Source organism: Pantoea sp. JK (genome assembly GCF_026130245.1).
GTDB classification, from domain to species: Bacteria; Pseudomonadota; Gammaproteobacteria; order Enterobacterales; family Enterobacteriaceae; genus Pantoea; species Pantoea trifolii.
In genome coordinates this window covers 24968-45759 of the sequence record NZ_JAINFN010000007.1, presented here as the reverse complement: position 1 = coordinate 45759, position 20792 = coordinate 24968, and the positions used below count along the sequence as shown (strand labels likewise).

General features: G+C 48.3%; 21 protein-coding genes and 1 pseudogene. 15 read left to right on the top strand and 7 right to left on the bottom strand.

Features of this window, described 5'->3' with window-relative positions; genetic code table 11:
* The first annotated feature begins 104 nt into the window (after nt 1-104).
* A complete protein-coding gene (locus tag PanJK_RS15825; RefSeq protein WP_265301021.1) occupies nt 105-3347 on the top strand; it encodes a DEAD/DEAH box helicase in 3243 nt (1080 codons plus the stop codon).
* On the opposite strand, the gene PanJK_RS15820 is transcribed toward PanJK_RS15825, so the two are convergent.
* Nucleotides 3344-4243, bottom strand: a complete 900-nt coding sequence (locus PanJK_RS15820) for a LysR family transcriptional regulator (RefSeq protein WP_256698328.1) — start codon at nt 4241-4243, stop codon at nt 3344-3346. The two genes, PanJK_RS15825 and PanJK_RS15820, sit on opposite strands and share 4 nt — an antisense overlap.
* A gap of 91 nt (nt 4244-4334) precedes the next feature.
* Here PanJK_RS15820 and PanJK_RS15815 point away from each other — a divergent pair, with 91 nt between their 5' ends.
* Nucleotides 4335-5114, top strand: a complete 780-nt coding sequence (locus tag PanJK_RS15815) for an NAD(P)H-dependent oxidoreductase (RefSeq protein WP_256698327.1) — start codon at nt 4335-4337, stop codon at nt 5112-5114.
* 30 nt (nt 5115-5144) lie between these two features.
* Here PanJK_RS15815 and PanJK_RS15810 read toward each other — a convergent pair whose 3' ends face one another.
* Both PanJK_RS15810 and PanJK_RS15805 read right to left on the bottom strand, forming a co-directional pair.
* Complete coding sequence (locus PanJK_RS15810) at nt 5145-5474, bottom strand: DUF1493 family protein (RefSeq protein WP_008107769.1); 330 nt, start codon at nt 5472-5474, stop codon at nt 5145-5147.
* Nucleotides 5475-5600: 126 nt separating this feature from the next.
* Nucleotides 5601-5987 (bottom strand): DUF1090 domain-containing protein, encoded by a 387-nt coding sequence (locus tag PanJK_RS15805; protein WP_265301017.1) that lies wholly within the window; start codon nt 5985-5987, stop codon nt 5601-5603.
* A 1477-nt stretch (nt 5988-7464) separates the two neighbouring features.
* On the opposite strand from PanJK_RS15805, the gene PanJK_RS15800 reads away from it, so the two are divergent.
* Complete coding sequence (locus PanJK_RS15800) at nt 7465-8046, top strand: sugar O-acetyltransferase (RefSeq protein ID WP_222185843.1); 582 nt, start codon at nt 7465-7467, stop codon at nt 8044-8046.
* Between the two features lie 572 nt (nt 8047-8618).
* Here the strand turns inward: PanJK_RS15800 and PanJK_RS15795 are convergent.
* Complete coding sequence (locus PanJK_RS15795) at nt 8619-9695, bottom strand: AraC family transcriptional regulator (protein WP_265301014.1); 1077 nt, start codon at nt 9693-9695, stop codon at nt 8619-8621.
* 172 nt (nt 9696-9867) lie between these two features.
* On the opposite strand from PanJK_RS15795, the gene PanJK_RS15790 reads away from it, so the two are divergent.
* The 11 genes and pseudogenes from PanJK_RS15790 to PanJK_RS15740 all read left to right on the top strand — a co-directional run bounded on the left by PanJK_RS15790 (nt 9868) and on the right by PanJK_RS15740 (nt 17767).
* Complete coding sequence (locus PanJK_RS15790; protein WP_265301012.1) at nt 9868-10674, top strand: SDR family NAD(P)-dependent oxidoreductase; 807 nt, start codon at nt 9868-9870, stop codon at nt 10672-10674.
* 62 nt (nt 10675-10736) lie between these two features.
* Nucleotides 10737-11183, top strand: a complete 447-nt coding sequence (locus PanJK_RS15785) for a nuclear transport factor 2 family protein (protein WP_265301010.1) — start codon at nt 10737-10739, stop codon at nt 11181-11183.
* Between the two features lie 51 nt (nt 11184-11234).
* On the top strand, nt 11235-11531 hold the full coding sequence (locus PanJK_RS15780) for a YciI family protein (protein WP_265301008.1): 297 nt from the start codon (nt 11235-11237) through the stop codon (nt 11529-11531).
* A 29-nt stretch (nt 11532-11560) separates the two neighbouring features.
* Nucleotides 11561-12268, top strand: coding sequence for an SDR family oxidoreductase (locus PanJK_RS15775; protein ID WP_265301006.1), 708 nt, complete (start codon nt 11561-11563; stop codon nt 12266-12268).
* Nucleotides 12269-12665: 397 nt separating this feature from the next.
* Nucleotides 12666-13262 (top strand): DUF1349 domain-containing protein, encoded by a 597-nt coding sequence (locus PanJK_RS15770; protein WP_414858947.1) that lies wholly within the window; start codon nt 12666-12668, stop codon nt 13260-13262.
* Between the two features lie 129 nt (nt 13263-13391).
* Nucleotides 13392-13811: a DoxX family protein gene (locus PanJK_RS15765; RefSeq protein ID WP_265301005.1), complete on the top strand. Its 420-nt coding sequence runs from the start codon at nt 13392-13394 to the stop codon at nt 13809-13811.
* Between the two features lie 433 nt (nt 13812-14244).
* Nucleotides 14245-14766, top strand: coding sequence for a GNAT family N-acetyltransferase (locus PanJK_RS15760; protein ID WP_033769088.1), 522 nt, complete (start codon nt 14245-14247; stop codon nt 14764-14766).
* 200 nt (nt 14767-14966) lie between these two features.
* A complete protein-coding gene (locus tag PanJK_RS15755; protein ID WP_265301000.1) occupies nt 14967-15569 on the top strand; it encodes a site-specific integrase in 603 nt (200 codons plus the stop codon).
* 216 nt (nt 15570-15785) lie between these two features.
* Entirely contained in the window at nt 15786-16220 is a 435-nt protein-coding gene (locus PanJK_RS15750; RefSeq protein WP_265300997.1) for a MarR family winged helix-turn-helix transcriptional regulator, read from the top strand.
* A 24-nt stretch (nt 16221-16244) separates the two neighbouring features.
* Nucleotides 16245-16985, top strand: a pseudogene (locus tag PanJK_RS15745) (NADPH-dependent F420 reductase); the annotation flags it as partial.
* 17 nt (nt 16986-17002) lie between these two features.
* Nucleotides 17003-17767: an NADPH-dependent F420 reductase gene (locus PanJK_RS15740; RefSeq protein ID WP_265300995.1), complete on the top strand. Its 765-nt coding sequence runs from the start codon at nt 17003-17005 to the stop codon at nt 17765-17767.
* A 218-nt stretch (nt 17768-17985) separates the two neighbouring features.
* On the opposite strand, the gene PanJK_RS15735 is transcribed toward PanJK_RS15740, so the two are convergent.
* From PanJK_RS15735 to PanJK_RS15725, 3 genes are read right to left on the bottom strand one after another with little or no spacing between them, the layout of a single operon-like run.
* Complete coding sequence (locus tag PanJK_RS15735) at nt 17986-18825, bottom strand: MBL fold metallo-hydrolase (RefSeq protein ID WP_265300993.1); 840 nt, start codon at nt 18823-18825, stop codon at nt 17986-17988.
* A gap of 13 nt (nt 18826-18838) precedes the next feature.
* Nucleotides 18839-19165, bottom strand: coding sequence for a hypothetical protein (locus PanJK_RS15730; protein ID WP_265300990.1), 327 nt, complete (start codon nt 19163-19165; stop codon nt 18839-18841).
* 4 nt (nt 19166-19169) lie between these two features.
* A complete protein-coding gene (locus PanJK_RS15725; protein WP_265300988.1) occupies nt 19170-19703 on the bottom strand; it encodes a sugar ABC transporter in 534 nt (177 codons plus the stop codon).
* A gap of 162 nt (nt 19704-19865) precedes the next feature.
* Between PanJK_RS15725 and PanJK_RS15720 the strand changes: the two genes are divergently transcribed.
* Nucleotides 19866-20774 (top strand): LysR substrate-binding domain-containing protein, encoded by a 909-nt coding sequence (locus PanJK_RS15720; RefSeq protein WP_265301331.1) that lies wholly within the window; start codon nt 19866-19868, stop codon nt 20772-20774.
* Nucleotides 20775-20792 lie beyond the last annotated feature (18 nt).

The window sequence follows — 20792 nt, the reverse complement described above, 5'->3', positions numbered from 1 at the left end:
TCGTTCATCTTTACCATTCCACCGATGAGCCAATCATTGAATGCCAAGCATTCAAAGCGGTAGTATAAGAATCAGCAGGTAAACATTCAGAGGATTAAAGTTTCATGGACGATCAAAGCAAAATGTTGCCCACCCAGCAAGCTATACGTATTCTGGATTATTGGCACAAAATAGAGTTTTTCGAATCAACTGACATTAAAGATCTTGAAAATAATGCGGATGGCGTAATTCAACTGAGCATGGAGGAATTACAGCATAATACATCACTTCCCTGGATTGAACCTCAGCAAATCAGGCGTGCAGGAAGTGATTATTCACCTGAAAAAAAATATCGTTACGAGCTCTTTTTTGGCATCTTTGAACGTGACGAAATATTTCAGCAAGCAAAGCCTTTTATTTATAAACAAAGTGACATAGAGAATGACGCGCTCGGCAATGAAGGTCGTACATGCTCGATAAAATGTAAGCTTGATCATAATGGTGTTATTGATAGCGAGAGTTTTGAGTTTTCAACGGTGACCTGGGCATTAGGTCAGATATCTACAGGTGGATTAGAACGACTGAACTTTGATGCCTATGAAGTCGATACAAAAAAATTACAGCAGCGTTTTAATGAAATTGTCACCACCGCTGACAATATAAAAACAAAACATCAATTACCACCTATTTTAACCACATTTGAAATAATTGAATTTTTAAAATCAATGGCGCAGTGGACTACTTTTTCTCCTCAAACCCCTACGCCTGCACTATTCATTAAATTAAGTGAAACAAAACCCAATAAACTCAATATTTCAGCTCAGCTAGATCCATCTTTACTTTCAAAACTTAGTGACGAGACTGAACTGGCATTATCAAACGATTCTGATTTTCCGCTGACTTCCGCTTCAGATAATTCAAATGAGATCAGTATATTAAATAGCTTCTACATACGTGATATTGAGCGGATAATAGAAGATATCAAGCGAAATAAACTTGATATTGACTCACCATTAGGACGCTATCTGACCGGCAGTCGTAAGAAAAACGTAGATTTACTTCTACCGGCAGGAAGGACGCTATTGATTGAGAAATTACGACTAGCCCAACTTCCTGCTGGACGCTGGCTTTCAGATAGAAAACACAACATGAGTTTAATGCAGCAGTTTGCTATTAATACTCTTGAGCAAGAACTTACTCATCAAGGACTTTATTCAGTTAATGGTCCACCAGGTACGGGTAAAACAACTCTACTTCGTGATATCATTGCAAACAATATCGTTAAGCGCGCTGCCATTCTTGCGAATTATAATCGGGTTGAGGATGTTTTTTCTGGCTCAATCAGCATTAGCGTCAATGGCAACACGCGCAAGATACCCTGTCTTCGCCCTGAACTTTGTGGCTATGAAATGGTGGTAGCTTCAAGCAATAATGCTGCTGTCGAAAATATCTCACGCGAACTACCTCAGCTAAAAAGCCTTGGAGATGAGTGGCAACATCATGATTATTTTAAATCAGCTGCGCGAAAACTCGCGGCATTTTCACGACCTCTAAAAAATAGCGAAAAACAGCCAGAAAAAACTTTTCTTATCAAACCGCTTGCCCCAGATGATGATTGTTGGGGATTGATTGCTGTAGCTTTGGGAAAGAAAAAGAATCGCGATCGCTTTAAAGAGCGAGTGTTTACACATAATCATACGAAAGCTGTGACTTCACCACCAGCTGATGAATATAGACACCTATTTGAATCACTAAAAAATAAAGACATAGCGAGCTTCGCAGCAGCTAAAAAAGCTTTCATTGACGCTCAACAAAAACATCATTCTATCATTCAGGAACTTCAGCAACTTGAAGATCTTAACGATCTTTCCAATTATTACCATCAACAGCAGATAAAAATACAAAAACTACGTTTACGAAGGTTTATGCTCAACGCCCGAATTACGCGATGTGCAGAGCGTGAACCGCATTGGTTAACCTTAAAATTCAGAAAAATTTTCCGGGTTAAAGCCATTATTACTGGATTAAAAAACAGATTAAATTCTACCATTGCCGCGTTACAACTGGCGGAGCAACGTTTAAGTCAAATCCAAGATGAATTGGATGCTAAACATAAACATTGTTTAGCATTGCAGATTAAGTATCAAGACACCATTTTTGCCGCAGATGAAATCAATATCGAAGCTGAGGACATTCAGCGTACCTCTTTCGGCCATGGCGCAATATTAAATGCAGCCCGTAGTCAGCTTTCAGCATGCGCCCTGGATTTACATCAATCATGGCTGAAAGAGGCTTATAAAGAGTGCAACTTACTTAAAGTTATATTCTCCGTCAGCGACGCCATAAATGGTGGTGTACAAGAAACCAAAGCCTGCCTCGCTTTGTGGCAACTTCTTTTTATGATTGTGCCGGTAGTTTCTTCTACATTTGCATCCGTTCATCGTCAGTTTATGCATTTAGGTGCCGGTGATATTGGATGGTTATTTATTGATGAAGCTGGGCAGGCAACACCTCAACAAGCGGCTGGAGCATTATGGCGCGCGAAACGTGCTGTTGTGGTGGGAGACCCCTTACAGATTGAGCCCGTTTTTACAATTCCTCCTGCCTTCGTTGAAGCTCTTGCTCAACGCGCCTTTGCCGATGATTGGCGTGAGTGGTCTCCAACAACTCAGTCAGTACAAAATCTTGCAGATAGAGTGAACCCCTATGGTTCAGCACAAATATCTAATGAGAACTGGCTCGGTAGTCCGCTGCGCGTCCATCGACGCTGTGATGAGCCCATGTTCAGTATCGCCAACAAGATTGCTTACAACAATAAAATGCTACATGGTCGGGACAAGCGTTGGCCAACTGACAATAATCTTTGGGGAGAGAGCGGCTGGTTAGATGTTTGTGGTGAAGTGAAAGGAAAACATTACGTTCCCGCACAGGGAAAAAAAGTCCTCATGATGATTAATGACTGGTTTGAACATCATGGTGCGCTGCCGGACGTCTATATTATTTCGCCTTTTAAACAGATTAAAAACCAACTTAAATCCTTATTGAGTCAGGAACTAAAAGGCATCAATGATATCAACCGTTGGATTGATGATAGGGTGGGCACCGTTCATACCTTTCAGGGAAAAGAAGAGAAAAATGTCATTATTGTGCTTGGTTTATCGGCTAATAATTCTGGCGGAGAAAAATGGGCATCTTCAAAACCCAATTTGTTAAACGTTGCAGTAACGCGTGCGCAGAACCGAGTTTATATCATCGGTAGTAAGGCCATTTGGGCAGGATGCGATTATTTTAATGTCGCTAACGAAATGCTAAGCAGAATAGAGCCGCCTGAAATGCCGGAAAAACTCGCGGTTGTTCACGTTGATTAAGAAAGGATCAGCGCCGCCACAATCTGCTGTCGCAGCCACTGCTGAGCCGGGTCGCGGTGCAGGCGTTCATGCCACAGCAGCAAAATATCAAAGCCCGGCACCTCCAGCGGCAAATCGACAACCGCAAGGTGTGAAGTATGACGCACCAACCGCTCAGGCAGCACCGCGACCAAATCGCTGTTCGCCAGCGTCTCCTGCATAAACAAGAAGTGCGGCACCGACAACACCACGCGGCGTGAACGTCCCAGCTTCGCCAGCGCATGATCGGTGGCGGCGCTGAAGCCGCCGCCATCCGGCGACACCATGACAAATTCCAGCTGGCAGAATTGATCCAGCGTCGGCGGACGTTGTAATTGCGGGTGTTCGCATCGCCCCGCCAGCACATAGCGCTCGCTGAACAGTTTGCGTTGATGCAACGTCGGCGGCGCGTTATCGCCGGTGTGAAACACCACATCCAGCTCACCTTTTTCCAACTGCTGCGCCACCAGCGGCGGATTAAGCGCCAGAATCGCCATACGACTCTGCGGTGCAGCAGCGCGCATCAGGTTGAGGGCGGGCAGCACCAACGCCGACGAGGTGTAATCGGTGGCAGCGATGCGCCAGGTGACTTCGGCATTGGCCGGATTAAAGGTATCGGGCGGCGCGACTGCTTGCTCCACCGCCTCAAGCGCCAACCGCAGCGGCTCACGCAACGCTTCTGCGCGCGCTGTGGGCAACATGCCGCGCGGTCCGGGCAACAACAGCGGATCGTCAAAATGCCTTCGCAATCGCGCCAACTGAGCGCTAACGGACGGCTGCGAAAGATGAAGACGCTGCGCCGCGCGCGTGACATTGAGTTCGGTTAGCAGCACGTTGAGCGTCTGCAGCAGATTCAAATCCAGTGAGTTGATATTCACTCTGTCTATACCTGAGATATCAGCAATTTATTTCTACTATATCCAGCATCGACTTAATCTGCAGTGGTTTTCATCTCACAGGATTAAGCCCATGAATGTACTGATTGTGTATGCCCATCCGGAACCGCGTTCGTTGAGCGGTTCACTCAAAGACTTTGCCGTGCAGCATTTAAAAAAGGCCGGACATCAGGTGCAGGTTTCTGATCTCTATGCGATGCAGTGGAAAGCGCAGCTCGATGCTGATGACACACGCGCCCCGTTAGTGGGCGACCATTACGATGCGACTGTGGATTCACGCTTCGCCTACGATCATCAGCTTCAGGCTGCGGATATCGCCGCCGAGCAGGAAAAATTGCGCTGGGCCGATACGGTGATTTTCCAGTTTCCGCTGTGGTGGTTTTCGATGCCCGCCATCATGAAAGGCTGGTTTGACCGCGTTTACGCCAACGGTTTTGCCTACGGCGTAGGCGAGCACAACGAACAGCATTGGGGCGATCGCTACGGCGAAGGCAATCTCAGCGGCAAACGCGCGATGCTGGTGGTGACGACAGGCGGATGGGAATCGCATTACAGTCCGCGCGGCATTAACGGCCCGATGAACGATCTGCTGTTCCCGATTCAGCACGGCATGCTGTTTTATCCCGGCTTTAGCGTGCTGCCGCCGCTGGTTTTCTATCGGGTACAAAAGTCGGCAGCAGAACGATTTTCTGGCTGGTGCGATGCGCTGGCCACAAGGCTGGATACGTTGGCAGAAACTGCGCCAATTGCCTACCGTCAGCAAAACGGCGGCGACTATGAAATTCCTGCGCTGACGCTAAAAGCGGAGTGTGTAGCCGAAGAGAGCGGCTTTGGCGTGCATGTAAAGCGGTGAAAGGTAGCAGGCTCGGCGCTGAGCCTGCGGTTACTCGTACAGCCAGCGCCCCGCTTTCGCCGATTCAATCAACATTCCCAGCGTGAAATCGGGCACCACCGGCACTTCACGCTTATTGAAAGGATTGAGAATCTGCGCCAGCGAGGGCTCATCGGGATAGTAGGTTTCGATGACAAATCCGCCGCGATCAACGCTGAACTCGCCGAAGAACTCATCCATCAGCGCAGCCGCTTCTTCACGTTCGAAGTTGAGATCGCTATCGATATCAATTTGCGGCGTCAGCGTTTTCTGCTTGAACAGGTAAACGCCGTCGTAACGTCTCACCAGCTCGTAGATACGCTGCTCAATTTCAACTGTCATCGCTTCTGCACTCCACTGATTTCACCGGAGCGCCATTCTGCCATGCAATCCCGACAGTTGGATGAAAAAAATCTCTGCGGGGTAATTTTGAGACAAAGCGCGAATTTTCTGGGCGGGACGCCCGGTTTATTGCGTCAATGCGTCCTGTGCTTGTTTCAACTCTTCACGCGCGTCGGCCAGTTTACGCTGCTGCTTCGCAATTTTGTCGCTGCGGCCTTTGGCCTGCGCTTCTTGTAAATCCTGCTCACGCTCCTGCACTTTCAGCTGCTTCTCAGCCACTTTTTCCTGGCGCGCTTTGAGTAAGCCGCTGTCGGTGCAATGTTCGCTAGCTTCACGCAACGCTTTCTCCAAACCCGCGATGCGTGCTGGATTGCCATGCTCACGCGCCATCGCCAGCTCTTGCTGGATATCCTGTTTTTTGGCGGCGCAGCCGGTGGCTGGGTTGGCAGCCTGTACAGAAGTTACAGTCAAGGCAGAGAAAAGAATCGAAAGGGAAATCAGGGTGTTTTTCATGGTGAACTCTTGGTTTACGTTGATGGTCGCTATTATACGAAGAGTTCTTAACAGGATCTTAAGGCAGAAGTGATTATGCGAGACTGAGGAAATAAGCCGAATTTCAGACACAAAAAAAGCCGCTCGTAAGCGACTTAATTTTGCATCAATCGATTGTGCGAAGGCCGGACTCGACAATCAATTCAACTACTTGATTTTAAATAAAAAATAAAAATCCAGCACTGCTAATGCCCCCTTATGTGCCCCCTATTTTTTTGGCAAAATCTTCATAAATATCCTTTCACTAAATTTTTGTAATGCCCGTTTCAAGTAAAAGCCTACTTAATGTGGCGGATTCGTTCTATAGGTTGAAATCCACATAATCATTCTCCACCTAAAAAAAAGATTTTAATAATTATCCTTCACATTGTTCACTTATTGATTTTTATGATTAGAAACATAACCTTATACTGTGAATGATTGGTGCAGGGTGACGATTATCATTCATATCAGGTGAAGTCTGGACGTAAAAAACCGGCTTTCGCCGTTAAATATCGTCATGTTGCTGTGGGATCATCGCACCTTATCAGCTAATCGCTCATGCTCTATCCCTTGAGATCGAGATTGGATTGCACCACTGACTTTTTACGAGGCTTTAGTCAGTGATGCCCCGTGCTACCGAATGATGCTCTTAAGAAGCAGGCCAAACATATTTATGATATGCGTAATCTTATGGCTGTTGGCCTCCATGTAAGCGCGATAGGAATGATACAAATAGCGCTTAGAGGCTGAAGTGGCCGGATGCTCGCATTCTACTATTGAGTGCTCTTAGCTCTTACGCCCTGTGGATGGCTGAAATGCTGCATAAGCTGGCGCACTATAACAATGGTAAGCTCATCGCTGATTTTACTTCACCTGCGAATCGTGCTTGTTTGCCGGAATGATTTCAAGAAAGTGCAGGATAGCCGATGGCGCGCTATGACTATTGGACGTGCGAACTTGTCAGCGATTAGCCAATTACCGCAGTGCTTGCAAAGATCCCAGAGTAATGACCGATGCAAACATCACCTTATTCAGTCCGGCCAGCATGGTAGCGATTTACGCAATTATGCTTTTCCGCTGCCTCAGGCACCGGTTACTTCCAGAAAGTATTACTAGCCAAAGCGATTCGCTATAAATATAAACAGCCCAGAGAGGATGATGCTGAGTTTCTCCAGTTTGCGTCCGGCGGCAATGCTGCCCAGTAACAGCTAGAAAGTTGTTACCTGAGCTTGCAGCATCTCGCCTTCTCCCGCGTTTATTTAACCGAATGTCCGCTTTGTGCCAAAAGCGGACGTTAGTTTAATTGCGGTATGTTAGTTTACAGAGAGAACGTCTACGGGATATCAAGTTGTGGCGCTATGCATGCAGCGTATATGGCGTCAGAAACAAAGTATGACAACAATTGAAAACGCGTTAATTTTTACCTTTTGATCGGGTATCCAAAGAGAATATTTAAATGAAAGAAGCTGAAAAAGCAGCAGCAGGATTGCTGTACGATGCAAACTATGATGTTGATTTACTTAAGCAACGAGATGATGCCAAGCTGAAAATTTATACTTTCAACCATACGGCATTTACGGAAAAGGAAAAAAGAGAGGAGATCCTAATCAGTCTGCTTGGGAAGCTCGGGGAAAACTTTGTCATTGAAGGGCCTTTCTACTGTGACTATGGGTATAACATCGAAATCGGTGACAATTTCTACGCTAATGTGAATTTTACAATTCTTGACGGGGCGAAAGTTCGAATTGGTAACAACGTGTTTATTGCTCCGAACGTGGGAATCTACACAGCCGGTCATACTCTTGATTCCAGACGCAGAAATCAGGGGCTTGAATACGCTCTTCCTGTAACGATCGGGGATGATGTATGGATCGGTGCCGGGGTCAATATCCTGCCAGGTGTCAGAATAGGAAAGGGTAGCGTAATTGGTGCGGGTGCAGTGGTGCTTAAAGATGTGCCTGAAGGTGTGCTTGTCGCCGGAAATCCCGCCAGAATCATAAGAGCAATAACGGATGCAGATGAAAGACACTATAGCTAAAATCTGTATTCGACCGACAGTAGTGTAATCAGTTTGCTGTCAATATTACGTTTCAGGGCTGAGCGAGCTTAAATCGTTCGATTCTCTCTCCCGGTAAACATTGAGCGTAATTTTGACTGATTTCCAATCTTCAGATATTCATTACTCATAAGTAATGATTTCGGGCATAGCGCCAGGATAAGAAAAAATTAATGCAAAAACAGGCACGGTGACTGCTCATTATCTGTGCTCACATCAGTAAAATGAACAGAATTGGTATTCCCCCGTTGATGGCCGCCTTCCTTTCTAAAAGCCTGTCTTCGCCGTGAAGATGGGATGCTTCAGCTTTCTGGCTGAGTGAGCCACACTGTTAGTCCAGGCTTCTTCACTCATTCCGCAACTTCACCACAGCTCTGATTATAAAGTGGCACTAGAACAGCCACTTTTAGGCAGTTCAAGCCCGACAGAGGAGAAAACTCTGAATGCCTGCCCTGCAGGCAAAAATAATTAAAATCCGCGGCTCTTCCAGGGTGACAACATCGGGCAGATACATGGTTATCTTCCGTCCGTTGTGCGCAATACGCATCATGTTTTCAGTCTCGATTTCCGGCTGACTGCTCTGGAGTCTCACGCACTGACTGCGGTGTTTTCCCCGTCCACATCAGGAATGCGCGGGAAAAGGAGTTGGCATCCTCAAACCCCAGCAGGAATGATATTTCCGCACCTGACATGTTGGTATTCCGGAGATAGTGAACGGCCAGAGATTCCCGGACGTTATCAAGAACCTGCTGAAAAGACGTTCCTTCATCCTGCAGCCTGCGTTGCAGTGTGCGCGTGCTGACCGCCAGTTTCTGGCTAACGGATTGCATGGATGCCTCCCCTGCGGGTAGCATTTCCAGCAAAATGGAGTGCACTCTTTCTGACGTGCTAGCCATCTTGTCCAGATCAGCCAGCCTCTGGCGCAGGGAGGGCTCAAAAAACTGCCACATCTTATGATTTTCTGTCAGGAAGGGGCGCTGCATGTCTTCATTCAGGAAAACAATTGTCGTTATTTCACTGGCTGTAACCGGCGTACCAAAAAATTGGCCGTAGGCCGGATCATCGATATTTATTTTATCCGACGTCCACGGCAGGCTGACGCTGACAGGCATCACGTGCGTGCGCGTCGCCAGACGTATCAGCTGGGTAAAAAAGACCAGTTTAAAAATCAGGAAAACTTCCGGTGGTCGTCGGGTTTTATCGATGAAGTCCAGAGTGACTGAAGTCTGGGTAGCATGCTGTTCTGCCCTGATGATCATGGGGGCTATCAGACGCACGTACTTAGCCATCCTTTCCAGGGCACCGATCATGTTCGCGCTGCACAGCGCGGCAAACAGCTCCGGATCAAACCAGTCGGATGACATTACCTTTGCAATCTGCAGTGCGACAGGCACGTCCGGATACCGGGAAAGGCCCTCGGCCTCAATGGCTTTCCACAGCTTAAAGAAATCCTCAGGATTCAGACGAACGTTTTGGCGTGCAAAGAGATCGCCTGGCAGCTGTGCGCGGCGCAGTACGGGAGAGGCCTGCATTCCCGCATCCTGCATAAGAAGGCGCCAGCCCGGCCAGATGGAATAGTCCTGCACGTTAATATTTCGTTGTTTAGGCAAATCTGTGTTCTCTCTGTTCATGTACACAGTCTAGGGTGCCGATCATGCCACCTCAATAGCGAAATGCGCCAGTTTAACTTTGTCAATATTGGCGCATTTCGCTTTCAACATGGCGTGTTTCGCTAGTGTGCCATCGAGATGCCCGGTGCAGAATGGTTCTCAGACACCAGACAAAAACACCAGGGTAAACACAATGAAAAAAACGATTCTGATTACCGGTGCCTCATCAGGTTTTGGCCTGATGCTGGCGAACAAACTTCACCGGGAGGGGTTCACCGTCATTGGCACCAGCCGCAGTCCGGAAAAGTATTTGGAAAAGGTGCCCTTTAAGCTTCTGCGCCTCGACCTTGATGATGAGAACTCTGTTGAATCGTTCACCCGCGAACTTTTTGCATACACGAAGCAACTGGATGTGCTCATCAATAACGCGGGCTATATGGTAACCGGCATTGCCGAAGAGACTCCGGTCGAGGTGGGGCGCAGACAGTTTGAAACGAATTTCTGGGGTACCGTCCGGGTAACTAACGCCCTGCTGCCACACTTCCGCCGGCAGAAACGCGGACAGATTATCACCGTCAGTTCGATTGTTGGCCTGATCGGGCCCCCAAACCTTTCCTATTACACGGCTTCAAAACACGCGGTTGAGGGCTACTTCAAGTCCCTGCGTTTTGAACTCGACCAGTTCAATATCAAGGTCAACATGGTTGAACCTGTTTGGTTCAAAACAAACCTTGGTGAGAATGCCGTGTCACCGGATGGTCATCATATCCCCGATTATGACGCGTATCGAAGCCGGGTCCGGGCCGTGACGCAGAAAGGCATCGACGAAGCAGAATCGCCCGATGCGGTGGTGTCGACCATTATGCGCCTTATCCAGACGAAGGAGCCAAAGTTCAGTAATCCGGTGGGCAAAATGACCGGGATGATCCTCTTCCTGCAGAGCTATGCGCCAAAAATGTTTGAAGGTTCAATTCTCAAAAGCGTAAAGACTGCAAAGTGAAAACAACCCGGTCTCATTCTGACTGAATAAATGCCCTATTTTCTCTCACAGAGGAGCACACCATGGCCCGACCTGATATCAGCCCCGATGAAGGCACTATAACCGGCAAGCCACATGAAGCCGCTCTGGCGGGGCTCCAAGAATGGCACCGCATTGCTGAACACCGCGACTGGAAAAGCCTCCCAGGACTGCTGGCAGAGAATGTCGTATTCCGTAATCCGGCCTCTGCTGACATCTACCGTGGCAGTCAGCCCATGGTCTCGATACTCGAAGCCGTTTTCAGCGTCATGCAGGACTTCACTTACCTGCGTCACTTCAGCAGCAACTCCGGCTTTGTCCTGGAGTTCAGTGCGCAAGTAGACGAGGAGCACCTATTTGGTGTTGACCTGATTGAGTTCGATCAGAGCGGGAAAATTACCGATTTCATGGTCATGATGCGTCCGGCTGATGTGGTGCACAATCTATCTGCAAAAGCGGCTCAGCATCTTGCCATCGCACACCTGCCCTGAGAATTAAAAAAGCGAGCGATTATCACTTTTTAGACCCGTTCTGGAGATGAAATGAAAACATACCTGTGTAAATGGATCCCACCGCGCCCGGACTTTCTGGCAACGATGTCGGACGACGAAAAAAGGTGGATGGGGCAGCATGGCGCCTTCCAGAATGACCTTCTCGATGAGGGCGTCATCATCGCGCACGGACCGGTCATTGACGACAACGGCGGATATGGAGTGTCAATTTACAGAATTGCGGATCAGGAAGAGATTGCTGATTTCACCTCGCAGGATCCCATTGTCAAAAATGGTGTGGGACATTACGAGCATTTCACCATGCTTCACGTAACGTCAAAATTTTGATTTTAAGTCTATCTCATGAGGAATCAGCATTGAAAATCCAAAATTCCGTTGCTCTGGTGACCGGCTCAAACAGAGGACTGGGGGCTGCATTTGTGCGCGCTTTACTCGCGGCCGGCGCGAGTAAGGTCTACGCTGCCGCGCGTGATTGCAAAGGCATTACCGAACCCGGTGTTGTGCCGGTCAGCCTGGATGTCACACGCCCGGAACAAATCAGCGCGCTGGCGCAGGAGATAGGTGACGTAAACCTGCTGATTAACAATGCTGGGATTGGAGGGGCGGGTTCCGTTCTTTCCCCTGACTCACTGACGTTACTTCACAATCAGTTCGAAACCAATGCGGTCGGTCCACTCCGCATGGCTCAGGCCTTTGCTCCGCTTCTGGCCAGGCACGACAGCAGCGCGATCATCAACGTTATTTCAGCGTTAAGCTGGGCAACATTGCCCGGTATTACGGGTACCTACAGTGCTTCCAAGGCCGCTGCATGGGCACTGAGTAATGCAATGCGACAGGAACTGAAAGCGCAGGGAACGGACGTCCTTTCGCTGCACGTTGCTTTCATAGATACGGATATGGCGCGTGGCGTTCCCGGTGAGAAAGCGTCTCCTGATGAGATTGCCCGCATGACCCTGTCCGCGCTGGAAGCCGGAGAATCAGAGCTTCTGGCAGACAAAGTGACGGAAAGCGTGCACGCCGGGCTGACATCTCACCCGCCTATGTATCTTGGCATGATGGGTTAACCTCATATTTTCAGGCGATCTGCCAGCGGAACGTAACTATACAGAACGGAAACCGGGAAGTTTAGAGAGCGGAATATTTCTGTGCTTTCCTTTCAGAGGAAATGCTTTGCAGCTTCTGAAAATGCAGATGGACGTTTATGGTGCTTTTCTTCCAGCACCGCCTTCGCCCGGCGGGATGAGCATGACATCTTTATTGCTTCATCGGGGTGGGATCGCTTTTCCGAGGAGACATTGGTGACCGGGTTCTACAACATTCCTGTCAGTCGTGAGTGTGGCAGACCGATAAAGCCTGCAGCCGGTGAGGCATGACCCGGCAGGTTTAAAGCGAATTTTCCGGATACTGCATAATCCTGCAGCAGTGACAATCGGGTACAGGAAGCATCAATGGAGACAGACCCTGAATATGATTGAATCGATCGAATCAGCAGGCGCTGCCTGGATAAATCAGCCGCGCATCAGCTGCCTAGCGGAAGGACGACTGCAACTGACCACTGAACCTCATACTGACTTCTGGGAGCAGACATACTATGGGTTTCGCCGTCATACCGGGCATGCTTTTGGGTACAGTATTGACGGTGACTTTACGTTGCAGGTGAAAGTGCAGGCTGACTTCAGGCATCTGTACGATCAGGCTGGAATATTTCTGAAATATGACGATCAGAATTGGGTTAAAGCCGGCATAGAGTTTAATGACAGTCAGCCCGCCATCGGCTGCGTGGTGACAAGAACATTGTCAGACTGGTCAACGGGAATATTTCCAGGTACTCCAGAAATTTTCTGGATGCGGGCCACGCTGCACAACCAGTCGCTGAGAATACAGTATTCTGCCGACGGGCTGACCTGGCCTTTGCTCAGGCTCTGTCACTGGCCGGGGACAGAAAGGCGGTTTGTGGGAGTGATGGCCTGCACGCCTGAAAGAGAGGGGCTTGAGGTTGAATTCAGTGAGTTTTCGATACGTTCTCCCCTCGGCAGAGCGCTGCACGATCTTACGTAAGCCCGGCGAATGCGAAGCTGCGTCATGCTATGTCTGGACTCTTACAGCCGCTGAGGCAGATTGGAACTGACTGCTCATGTATGGACAGTCAGCTGAAACTACAAAATCTTTTAGTGAATGAAGTCAAAAATGCATCTTCTGTGTTCTGTATATAAAAAGTTTGATCAACCCGATACCGGTAAGCTGCTGTTAAGAATAATGCTGGGTGGAATTTTAATTTTTCATGGTGCCCACAAACTGATTTACGGTATTGATGAGGTCCGTGAGATGCTGGCGGCATCCGGCCTGCCTGCATTCTTAGGCTACGGTGTTTATGTCGGCGAACTGGTTGCCCCAGTGCTGCTCCTAGCTGGGATTATGACGAGGGCGGCTGCACTTTTCATAATGATTAACATGGTTTTTGCGTGGTACCTGGGGGATGCCCCTGAGACCCTGCATCTTGACGCTCAGGGCGGATTGATGATTGAAGGTCTCCTGTTTTACTTTTTCTCAGCCATTGCTGTCATATTTCTGGGGGCAGGAAAATATGCCGTTATAAAGAACAGTTAATCATTTGTGATCAATATTAGAGAAAAAACGCCACATGCAGTATAGCTGGCAGTGATCGCAGTAAATTTTTAAACGGCAGTTTTTTTTTAAAAACCTGTCGCCTTATCCGAGTCAATCATGCAGCAATCATCTTCGGTCACTGTCTGCATTCATAGCGTCGCGTTAACGTTTTATGCCCTCGGGATTTTCCCCGAATTTGATTCATCGCCAGTGGAGTTTTTCTTCTTGCTTTTACAGCGTTCAAAATCGCGAGTTAGAAAATATCATTCTGACATTAAGCTTATGTCCGCTTTTCGCTCATAGCGGACCGTTCCCGGTCTTAGGTCCGCTTAGTGCCAGAAGCGGACCCTGGTAAAGTTTCATTGCCCGTGAAAGAAGAAACGTGCATGGTGGTAAAACAGCCGCATCAAGTATGCTAAAACTAGGAGAAGTGATGACTGTTCAGCAAGCGCCTCGACTTGAAACAGAACGACTGATTTTAAAACAATTTACGCTCGATGAGTTTCCAACGCTTATGGCGTGCTGGAGCACTCCTGAAATGGCTAAAATCAATGGCGGTGAAAATCCAACAGCAGAAATGGTTTGGACCCGCTTATTACGTTATATCGGGCACTGGCATGCGTTAGGGTATGGCTATTGGGCAGTGTTTGAGAAAACAACAGGTCGTTATGCTGGTTCGTTTGGTTTCCAGGATGCTCATCGTGATATCACACCTGAGTTAAAATACCCTGAAGCTGGATGGACGTTGGTTCCTGAGGTTCGTGGCAAAGGTTATGCGTCTGAAGCACTGGCCGCAGTTTTACTATGGGCCGACCAGACATTTTCATCCCCAGTATGTTGTATCATTGACGAAGAAAATAAACGTTCAAATTATCTGGCTGAGCGTTTTGGTTTCCAGTTTCAAGGTTATGTTAACTATCGCGGCAAGCAGGTACGCATGCTTATACGCCAGTAAGTAATCAACCCATAAATACAATTTTTTAGCAGGTCATTTGAGGAATTAGCCATTAAAGATCTTCGTCGCTTCTGATTGGTAAGAATCTGATTGGCCCTTTCATTCCGATGCGCTCTTGACCCCTGTTGCAAACGGAATGTCCGCTCCTCGCTCATATGGGACAACCATAATCACATCTCCTAACCCTATGGAGATTGAGCATGACAACATCCCCCTGGAACAAGGGCCGTATTATTGGCCAGAAACGGCCTCTTCAGATCTCTCATATCTGGGGAATCCGTATCAGACTTGAGCTGGAAGGAAAAGTACGCGATTTAGCTCTGTTTAACATGGCTCTGGACAGTAAACTTCGGGGCTGTGATCTGGTTAAGCTAAAAGTTTCTGATGTGGCCTATGGGCACTCTGTTTCGGGCAGAGCGACAGTGCTGCAGCAAAAAACGGGAAGCCCCGTTCAGTTTGAACTGACTAAGGGAACCAGAGAGGCTGTGGCAGCGTGGATCAAAATGGCTCATCTACGTAGTAGCGACTATCTGTTCCAGTCCCGCGTCGGTTCTTCAAGACATATCTCAACCAGGCAATATAACCGTATTTTTCATGGATGGATTGATAAGCTGGGTCTCGACGAGACTCTGTACAGTACGCATTCTATGCGAAGAACCAAGCCATATCTGATCTATAAAAAAACGAAGAATCTTCGAGTGATCCAGCTACTGTTAGGTCACAAAAACCTCGAAAGTACAGTCCGTTATCTCGGTATTGAAGTGGATGATGCTCTGGAGATAGCTGAGTCTATTGAAGTTTAATTTGTGAGGGCTGCAACAGCAGCCCTGTGTCAGAAGCGGACCTCCTTTTATCGCCCGGATGCCTGTATTCTTCCGTCGGTAAATGTTTCGATATGATTGGTTGTTATCGTCATACCGCACGAATTACTTATTCATCACTCTTTAGCCAACGAAAAGTTTACTATATGCTTTTATCTAGTGCACTAGACAATCAACAGCTAGATAATGAGTTAGCATATGAACAAGCAGTCACGGCAAGAAATAGGGACACAACTTTCTTTTGCGTTATATGGTGCGGCGAGCCGAATGAACCGGTTACATAAGCCGTTCCTGGACCCGCTGGGACTTACCTTCCCACAGTATCTGGTCATGCTGGAGTTGTTTAATGGCACCCCGCGCACCGTGGGGGATATCGGGAATAAGCTTGGCATGGATACCGGCACCATCACGCCCGTTCTCAAACGCCTTGAGGCTGCCGGACGCATAATACGCACACGTGACCGCGCAGACGAAAGACGAGTTCTCATTACCCTTACAGTTGATGGGCTCGCTTTGCAAAGTGAGCTGTGGCTCGTAACCGAAAGAATCAAATCAGCCTGTCAGCTATCGGATGAAAAGCTCGAGGAGTTACGGGATACCCTGAATGGCTTTGCCCATCCCGCTGATAACTGATCATCCTCCACTCATACAAAAGGTACTGCTATGAAAATAGGCATTATTGGCGCCGGAAATATTGGTGCGACGCTGGCAAACAAGCTCTCTGTGCAGGGCCATGAAGTCAAACTGGCGAACTCGAGAGGACCGGAAAGCATTGCTGAGCTGGCGCGAAAAGTGGGTGCACTGGCGGTTGATCGCCAGGAGGCCGTACGAGAAGTGGACGTCATCATCCTCTCTATACCCTTTGATAAGCATACCGAACTTGCTGAGTTAATGCGCGACGTCCCTGAAAGCGTGATCGTCATTGATACGTCTAATTATTATCCTTTCCGTGACGGGGACATTATTGAGATCCGTGAAGGTAAGCCTGAAAGCGTGTACGCCAGTGAAACAGTTCAGCGCCATCTCATCAAAGCCTGGAATGCTGTTCTGGCCGAGACGCTTAAAGAGAAAGGGCAGGATGCAGGTTCTCCGTCCCGTATTGCTATTCCTGTTGCGGGCGACGACTCCGCAGCAAAGTCTGTTGTGATGGAGTTGGTCAGTCAGAGTGGTTTCGATGCATTTGACGCCGGTATGCTTAGCGAATCATGGCGGCAACAGCCCGGTACTCCAGCCTACTGCACTGAGCTTAACGCCGCAGAACTTAGAGCGGCCCTTCAGGCAGCGGATAAAGCTCGCGCACCACTGAACAGAGATGCGTTGATCAGGGAATTCATGTCTGCAGGCGATCATCTAACACATGATGTGATAGTCAAACGCAACCGTGCAGTAACAGCCTGAGTTGAAGAGGATAGCTTATGACACATAGAGAAAAGTACCGGATTGCTGTCCTGGGAACCGGTCATATCGGTAAAACGCTTGCCCGCAGTCTTGCAGTTGCCGGTCATTTCGTAAAAGTCGCAAATTCACGCGGACCAGAAACGATAGACCCCGACGTGCTTGAAACGGGCGCTGAAGCATCTGATACGGCCAGTGCCGTGCAGGACGCGCAGGTAGTCATCCTGTCCATACCTATGGCGAAGCTTGAGGGTATCGCGCCTCTGATACGCAATCTGCCTCAGGATGTTATCGTTGCTGATACCTCCAACTACTATCCACATCGTGATGGCATCATTGACACTTTCTCAGATGGTGAGGTTGAAAGTCAGTGGGTGGCACATCTCCTGAACCGTCCCCTTATCAAGGCATGGAATGCCATAGGTTCAGATTCTCTCGCCAGGAAAGGTTCAACAGCAGGATCGCCAGTGCGTATTGCAATTCCGGTGGCAGGGAATATCGAAGAGCACAAGATGGTGATCAAGGATTTTGTCAATGATACGGGATTTGATGCCTTTGATGCGGGTAACCTTGATGAGTCCTGGCGGCAACAGCCAGGTGCTCCGTGCTACTGTACTGACCTCACATATGAGCAAATGAAATCTGCGCTGGCTGCAGCGGAAAAGGTACGATTACCCGTGCGCCGGGATATTGCAGTTCAGGCAATACAGGAGCGTGTGGGTGATAAAAGCACAAACCCTGATGCCGATTATATTGTTCGTTTACACAGAGCGCTTTTCATGTAATTTGAAAGTCGTGTTACTCCCTCCTCAAATGACTGCTCTGTTTTATCGATATTTTCGCTCAAACCATTTCATTTGCTGATGTATGAGCGAAAAGCAACTTCCGCTTTTCGCTCAAAGCCGTCCCACGTCTTTGCCATGAGCAGTTTTGTGCCAGAAACGGACACTGATGACCTTGAACGGTGCTAATCAACAACAACCTACTAGTCAGGCTTGCCCATTCATTTTTCAGAGTAGGAAATGCGGTATCCACTGCCCTCCCTGAGTACGCTGGCAAACCCAGCCTGGCTTAAGTGCATGCCGGCAATGATCAGTTTTTCGCTGACAGCTTTTTCCATAATTTTCTTTCTTGTTTCCTCGGCCTGAGCGGGATCGGTGTCGAATAAAATAGAAACAGCCGGCTGCGCTGATTGAATATGAGGATAATGGACAATGTCTCCCCATATTAATAAGCATTCATCATCGCCATCGATGCGAAAACCGGTATGTCCAGGCGTATGACCCGGTAAGCATACCGGCAGAATGCCTTCTGCTATTTTGTCGCCGTTAAAAAAACGTACCTTCCGGGCATAAGCGTCTAAGGTTTGCCGAACCAGCCGAAAATTACGTTGCCCGCGCTCATTCGCTATGTTGAGTTTTTCATCATCCTGCCAGTGTTGCGCTTCGAGAGGATGAAGAATAATTTCAGCGTGTTTAAAAACCGGCTGTTTCTCAGAATCCAGCAGGCCTCCAATATGATCCGGGTGGCAATGCGTCAATAAAACGGTATCGACGTCGTCAGGGCTGATACCCGCTGCGGCAAGGTTTGCGTTGAGTTGTCCCGCCATGTTGTTCAGCGGGCCTGTGCCAGCGTCAACCAAAATGATCCGACCCAAACCGCGGATAAGGTAACAGTTTATATGGATATCGCCGGGCTCACTGATTCCGGCACGGCATTGAAGAAGGTCCGCATCAGCTTTTTCGATGCCTGAGAGCAAATCCAGACTGGCTAACATATTGCCGTCACTCAGCGCAGTTATATGAAAATCGCCAATCTGACAGAACGGAAGGGGATGGCTCATTACTACCTCGAGGTCAGTTGCGGGCGAATAGGTGTTCTGCTGGGGAGCCAAAACAACGAATACGGGTCATCAGACCCGAGGTCTGTTGAGTGGCAAAATCCAGTTCACGCATAAAGTTCTTCATCACCTCGGGGGATCGCAATGTTGTCAGACGATAAAAGAGCTCGGCATAGACCGGTTGCCCACATCCCGGCTTTACATCGACAAAAATGATATGAACGTTTTTGGGTTCTGCACCGAGGATGTCACAGCAGAGGGCGCTGCATTTATGGGTAAAATCACCAAGGTTTTTAAACTTGTCAGAATGATTTTCAGAAATATAAAAAGTCAGGTTAGGCATGATGTTATGGCATCCCTTTGTCAGCACACTGCAACTGCGGTGTCAGTGGCTCGTAGAGATACACACCGGGCATATCTGTAAACAGCGAGGCCATCTCAACAGGTATGACATATGCAACGCGATAACCAGGGAATTTATCCAGCCCCACCACGTGCATTTCCAGACCCCGATATCCCCATTCCGTCTCTAAAAAATCTATCGGCTTTTCGCTCAACAGTAGAATTTCATCGGCAAAGATGGCTGGAGCAATGCCTTCTCCTTCATAAAGGTTACGATGCCAGTCTTTAATGCAGACCTGCCAACGAGAGAAATTACCGCCTCCTTTTAAACGATAATCCTCGCTGCTGAGAATATCTGCATCAGTAATCGTATGAATGGCAAGATAAACAGGGCATCCGGATTTGACGGCGCGAAAGCGTTGAGAGGTAGTGAAGCCAGCAACAGATATCAATGCGGGTAGTTTTTGATGGCTGTAAAAGGCATTCCATTCGGCCTCGCTTTCAGGTGCGTTATACGAACATTCCACGGTATAGAACATCAGTCCCTCTCTACATGACTTTTAAACGCAGCAAATATATTGCTCAGTGATTTTTCATCATGCTACAGGCTGGTTATGTCGCTTAAAAACGATAATATGTCATGGATTAGTGATATTAAGTCAATAAAGCATGTTGTCAGCACTGAGCAAGGAGCCGGTTTTATGCGCAGAAAAATACCCAGTAGTGCGTCCTTGCAGGCTTTTGATGCCGCCGCAAGGCACGGTAATTTTGCCCGGGCCGCAGAGGAGTTGTCGTTAACCGAAGGGGCGATTAGCCGTCAGATTGCGCGTCTTGAAGCGTTGCTGAACTGTAAACTGTTTGACCGTGTGGGAAGCCGGGTAAAGCTTAACCCTGTCGGCGCGCGCTATGCACATCACGTGCGTGAAACGCTCGATCGGCTCGAAAGAGATACGCAGTACATAATGGGAATGCCTGAGGGCAGTAAGAGTCTGGATATCGCCGTCCTGCCGACCTTTTCCAGCCGTTGGCTTATTCCCCGCCTGAGCGGCTTTAACTCTTTGTTCCCGGACATAACGTTAAATATTGCGGCGAGAACGGACCCGTTCATTTTGCCAGGAAGTGGCTTTGATGCGGTCATTCATTTTGAACATTCCGCATGGGCAGGCATGCGTATGCGATTTCTGTTTCAGGAAAATCTGCTACCTGTTTGCAATCCCGCACTGTTAACAAATAATGACGTAAATCGACAGCTAAACGAACTTCCGCGCATTCACCGTCGACAGAATCCTGATGCATGGCATCGCTATGCCCGGGAAAGTGGAATACACCTCGATAATCCGGCTCAGGGTGTGCGGTACGATCTTCATGAAATGGCCATCGCTGCCGTCATCGCAGGACAAGGGGTAGCATTGGTTCCACGTATGTATGTCGAGAATGAATTGAGTTGCGGCATGCTTGTTTCGCCCTGGCCAGTCTCAAACTGCGTTAGCAAAAAATTTTGTTTAGTAAAACCGACGGAAACGGGAATCAATGAGGCTGCGCTGGAAAGCTTTGAACGCTGGTTGCTTGCTGAAATGAATATGCTCACCAACCTTAATACCGAACGATGACGTTACGTCCGCTTTTCG

What these genes read in the sequence shown, in the direction of transcription:
- PanJK_RS15755 (WP_265301000.1), top strand. Translation starts at nt 14,967, where the DNA reads ATGACAACATCCCCCTGGAACAAGGGCCGTATTATTGGCCAGAAACGG.
- PanJK_RS15810 (WP_008107769.1), bottom strand. Translation starts at nt 5,474, where the DNA reads ATGACAGTTGAAATTGAGCAGCGTATCTACGAGCTGGTGAGACGTTAC.
- PanJK_RS15740 (WP_265300995.1), top strand. Translation starts at nt 17,003, where the DNA reads ATGACACATAGAGAAAAGTACCGGATTGCTGTCCTGGGAACCGGTCAT.
- PanJK_RS15765 (WP_265301005.1), top strand. Translation starts at nt 13,392, where the DNA reads ATGCATCTTCTGTGTTCTGTATATAAAAAGTTTGATCAACCCGATACC.
- PanJK_RS15790 (WP_265301012.1), top strand. Translation starts at nt 9,868, where the DNA reads ATGAAAAAAACGATTCTGATTACCGGTGCCTCATCAGGTTTTGGCCTG.
- PanJK_RS15815 (WP_256698327.1), top strand. Translation starts at nt 4,335, where the DNA reads ATGAATGTACTGATTGTGTATGCCCATCCGGAACCGCGTTCGTTGAGC.
- PanJK_RS15785 (WP_265301010.1), top strand. Translation starts at nt 10,737, where the DNA reads ATGGCCCGACCTGATATCAGCCCCGATGAAGGCACTATAACCGGCAAG.
- PanJK_RS15750 (WP_265300997.1), top strand. Translation starts at nt 15,786, where the DNA reads ATGAACAAGCAGTCACGGCAAGAAATAGGGACACAACTTTCTTTTGCG.
- PanJK_RS15800 (WP_222185843.1), top strand. Translation starts at nt 7,465, where the DNA reads ATGAAAGAAGCTGAAAAAGCAGCAGCAGGATTGCTGTACGATGCAAAC.
- PanJK_RS15725 (WP_265300988.1), bottom strand. Translation starts at nt 19,703, where the DNA reads ATGTTCTATACCGTGGAATGTTCGTATAACGCACCTGAAAGCGAGGCC.
- PanJK_RS15780 (WP_265301008.1), top strand. Translation starts at nt 11,235, where the DNA reads ATGAAAACATACCTGTGTAAATGGATCCCACCGCGCCCGGACTTTCTG.
- PanJK_RS15735 (WP_265300993.1), bottom strand. Translation starts at nt 18,825, where the DNA reads ATGAGCCATCCCCTTCCGTTCTGTCAGATTGGCGATTTTCATATAACT.
- PanJK_RS15730 (WP_265300990.1), bottom strand. Translation starts at nt 19,165, where the DNA reads ATGCCTAACCTGACTTTTTATATTTCTGAAAATCATTCTGACAAGTTT.
- PanJK_RS15805 (WP_265301017.1), bottom strand. Translation starts at nt 5,987, where the DNA reads ATGAAAAACACCCTGATTTCCCTTTCGATTCTTTTCTCTGCCTTGACT.
- PanJK_RS15720 (WP_265301331.1), top strand. Translation starts at nt 19,866, where the DNA reads ATGCGCAGAAAAATACCCAGTAGTGCGTCCTTGCAGGCTTTTGATGCC.
- PanJK_RS15795 (WP_265301014.1), bottom strand. Translation starts at nt 9,695, where the DNA reads ATGAACAGAGAGAACACAGATTTGCCTAAACAACGAAATATTAACGTG.
- PanJK_RS15760 (WP_033769088.1), top strand. Translation starts at nt 14,245, where the DNA reads ATGACTGTTCAGCAAGCGCCTCGACTTGAAACAGAACGACTGATTTTA.
- PanJK_RS15825 (WP_265301021.1), top strand. Translation starts at nt 105, where the DNA reads ATGGACGATCAAAGCAAAATGTTGCCCACCCAGCAAGCTATACGTATT.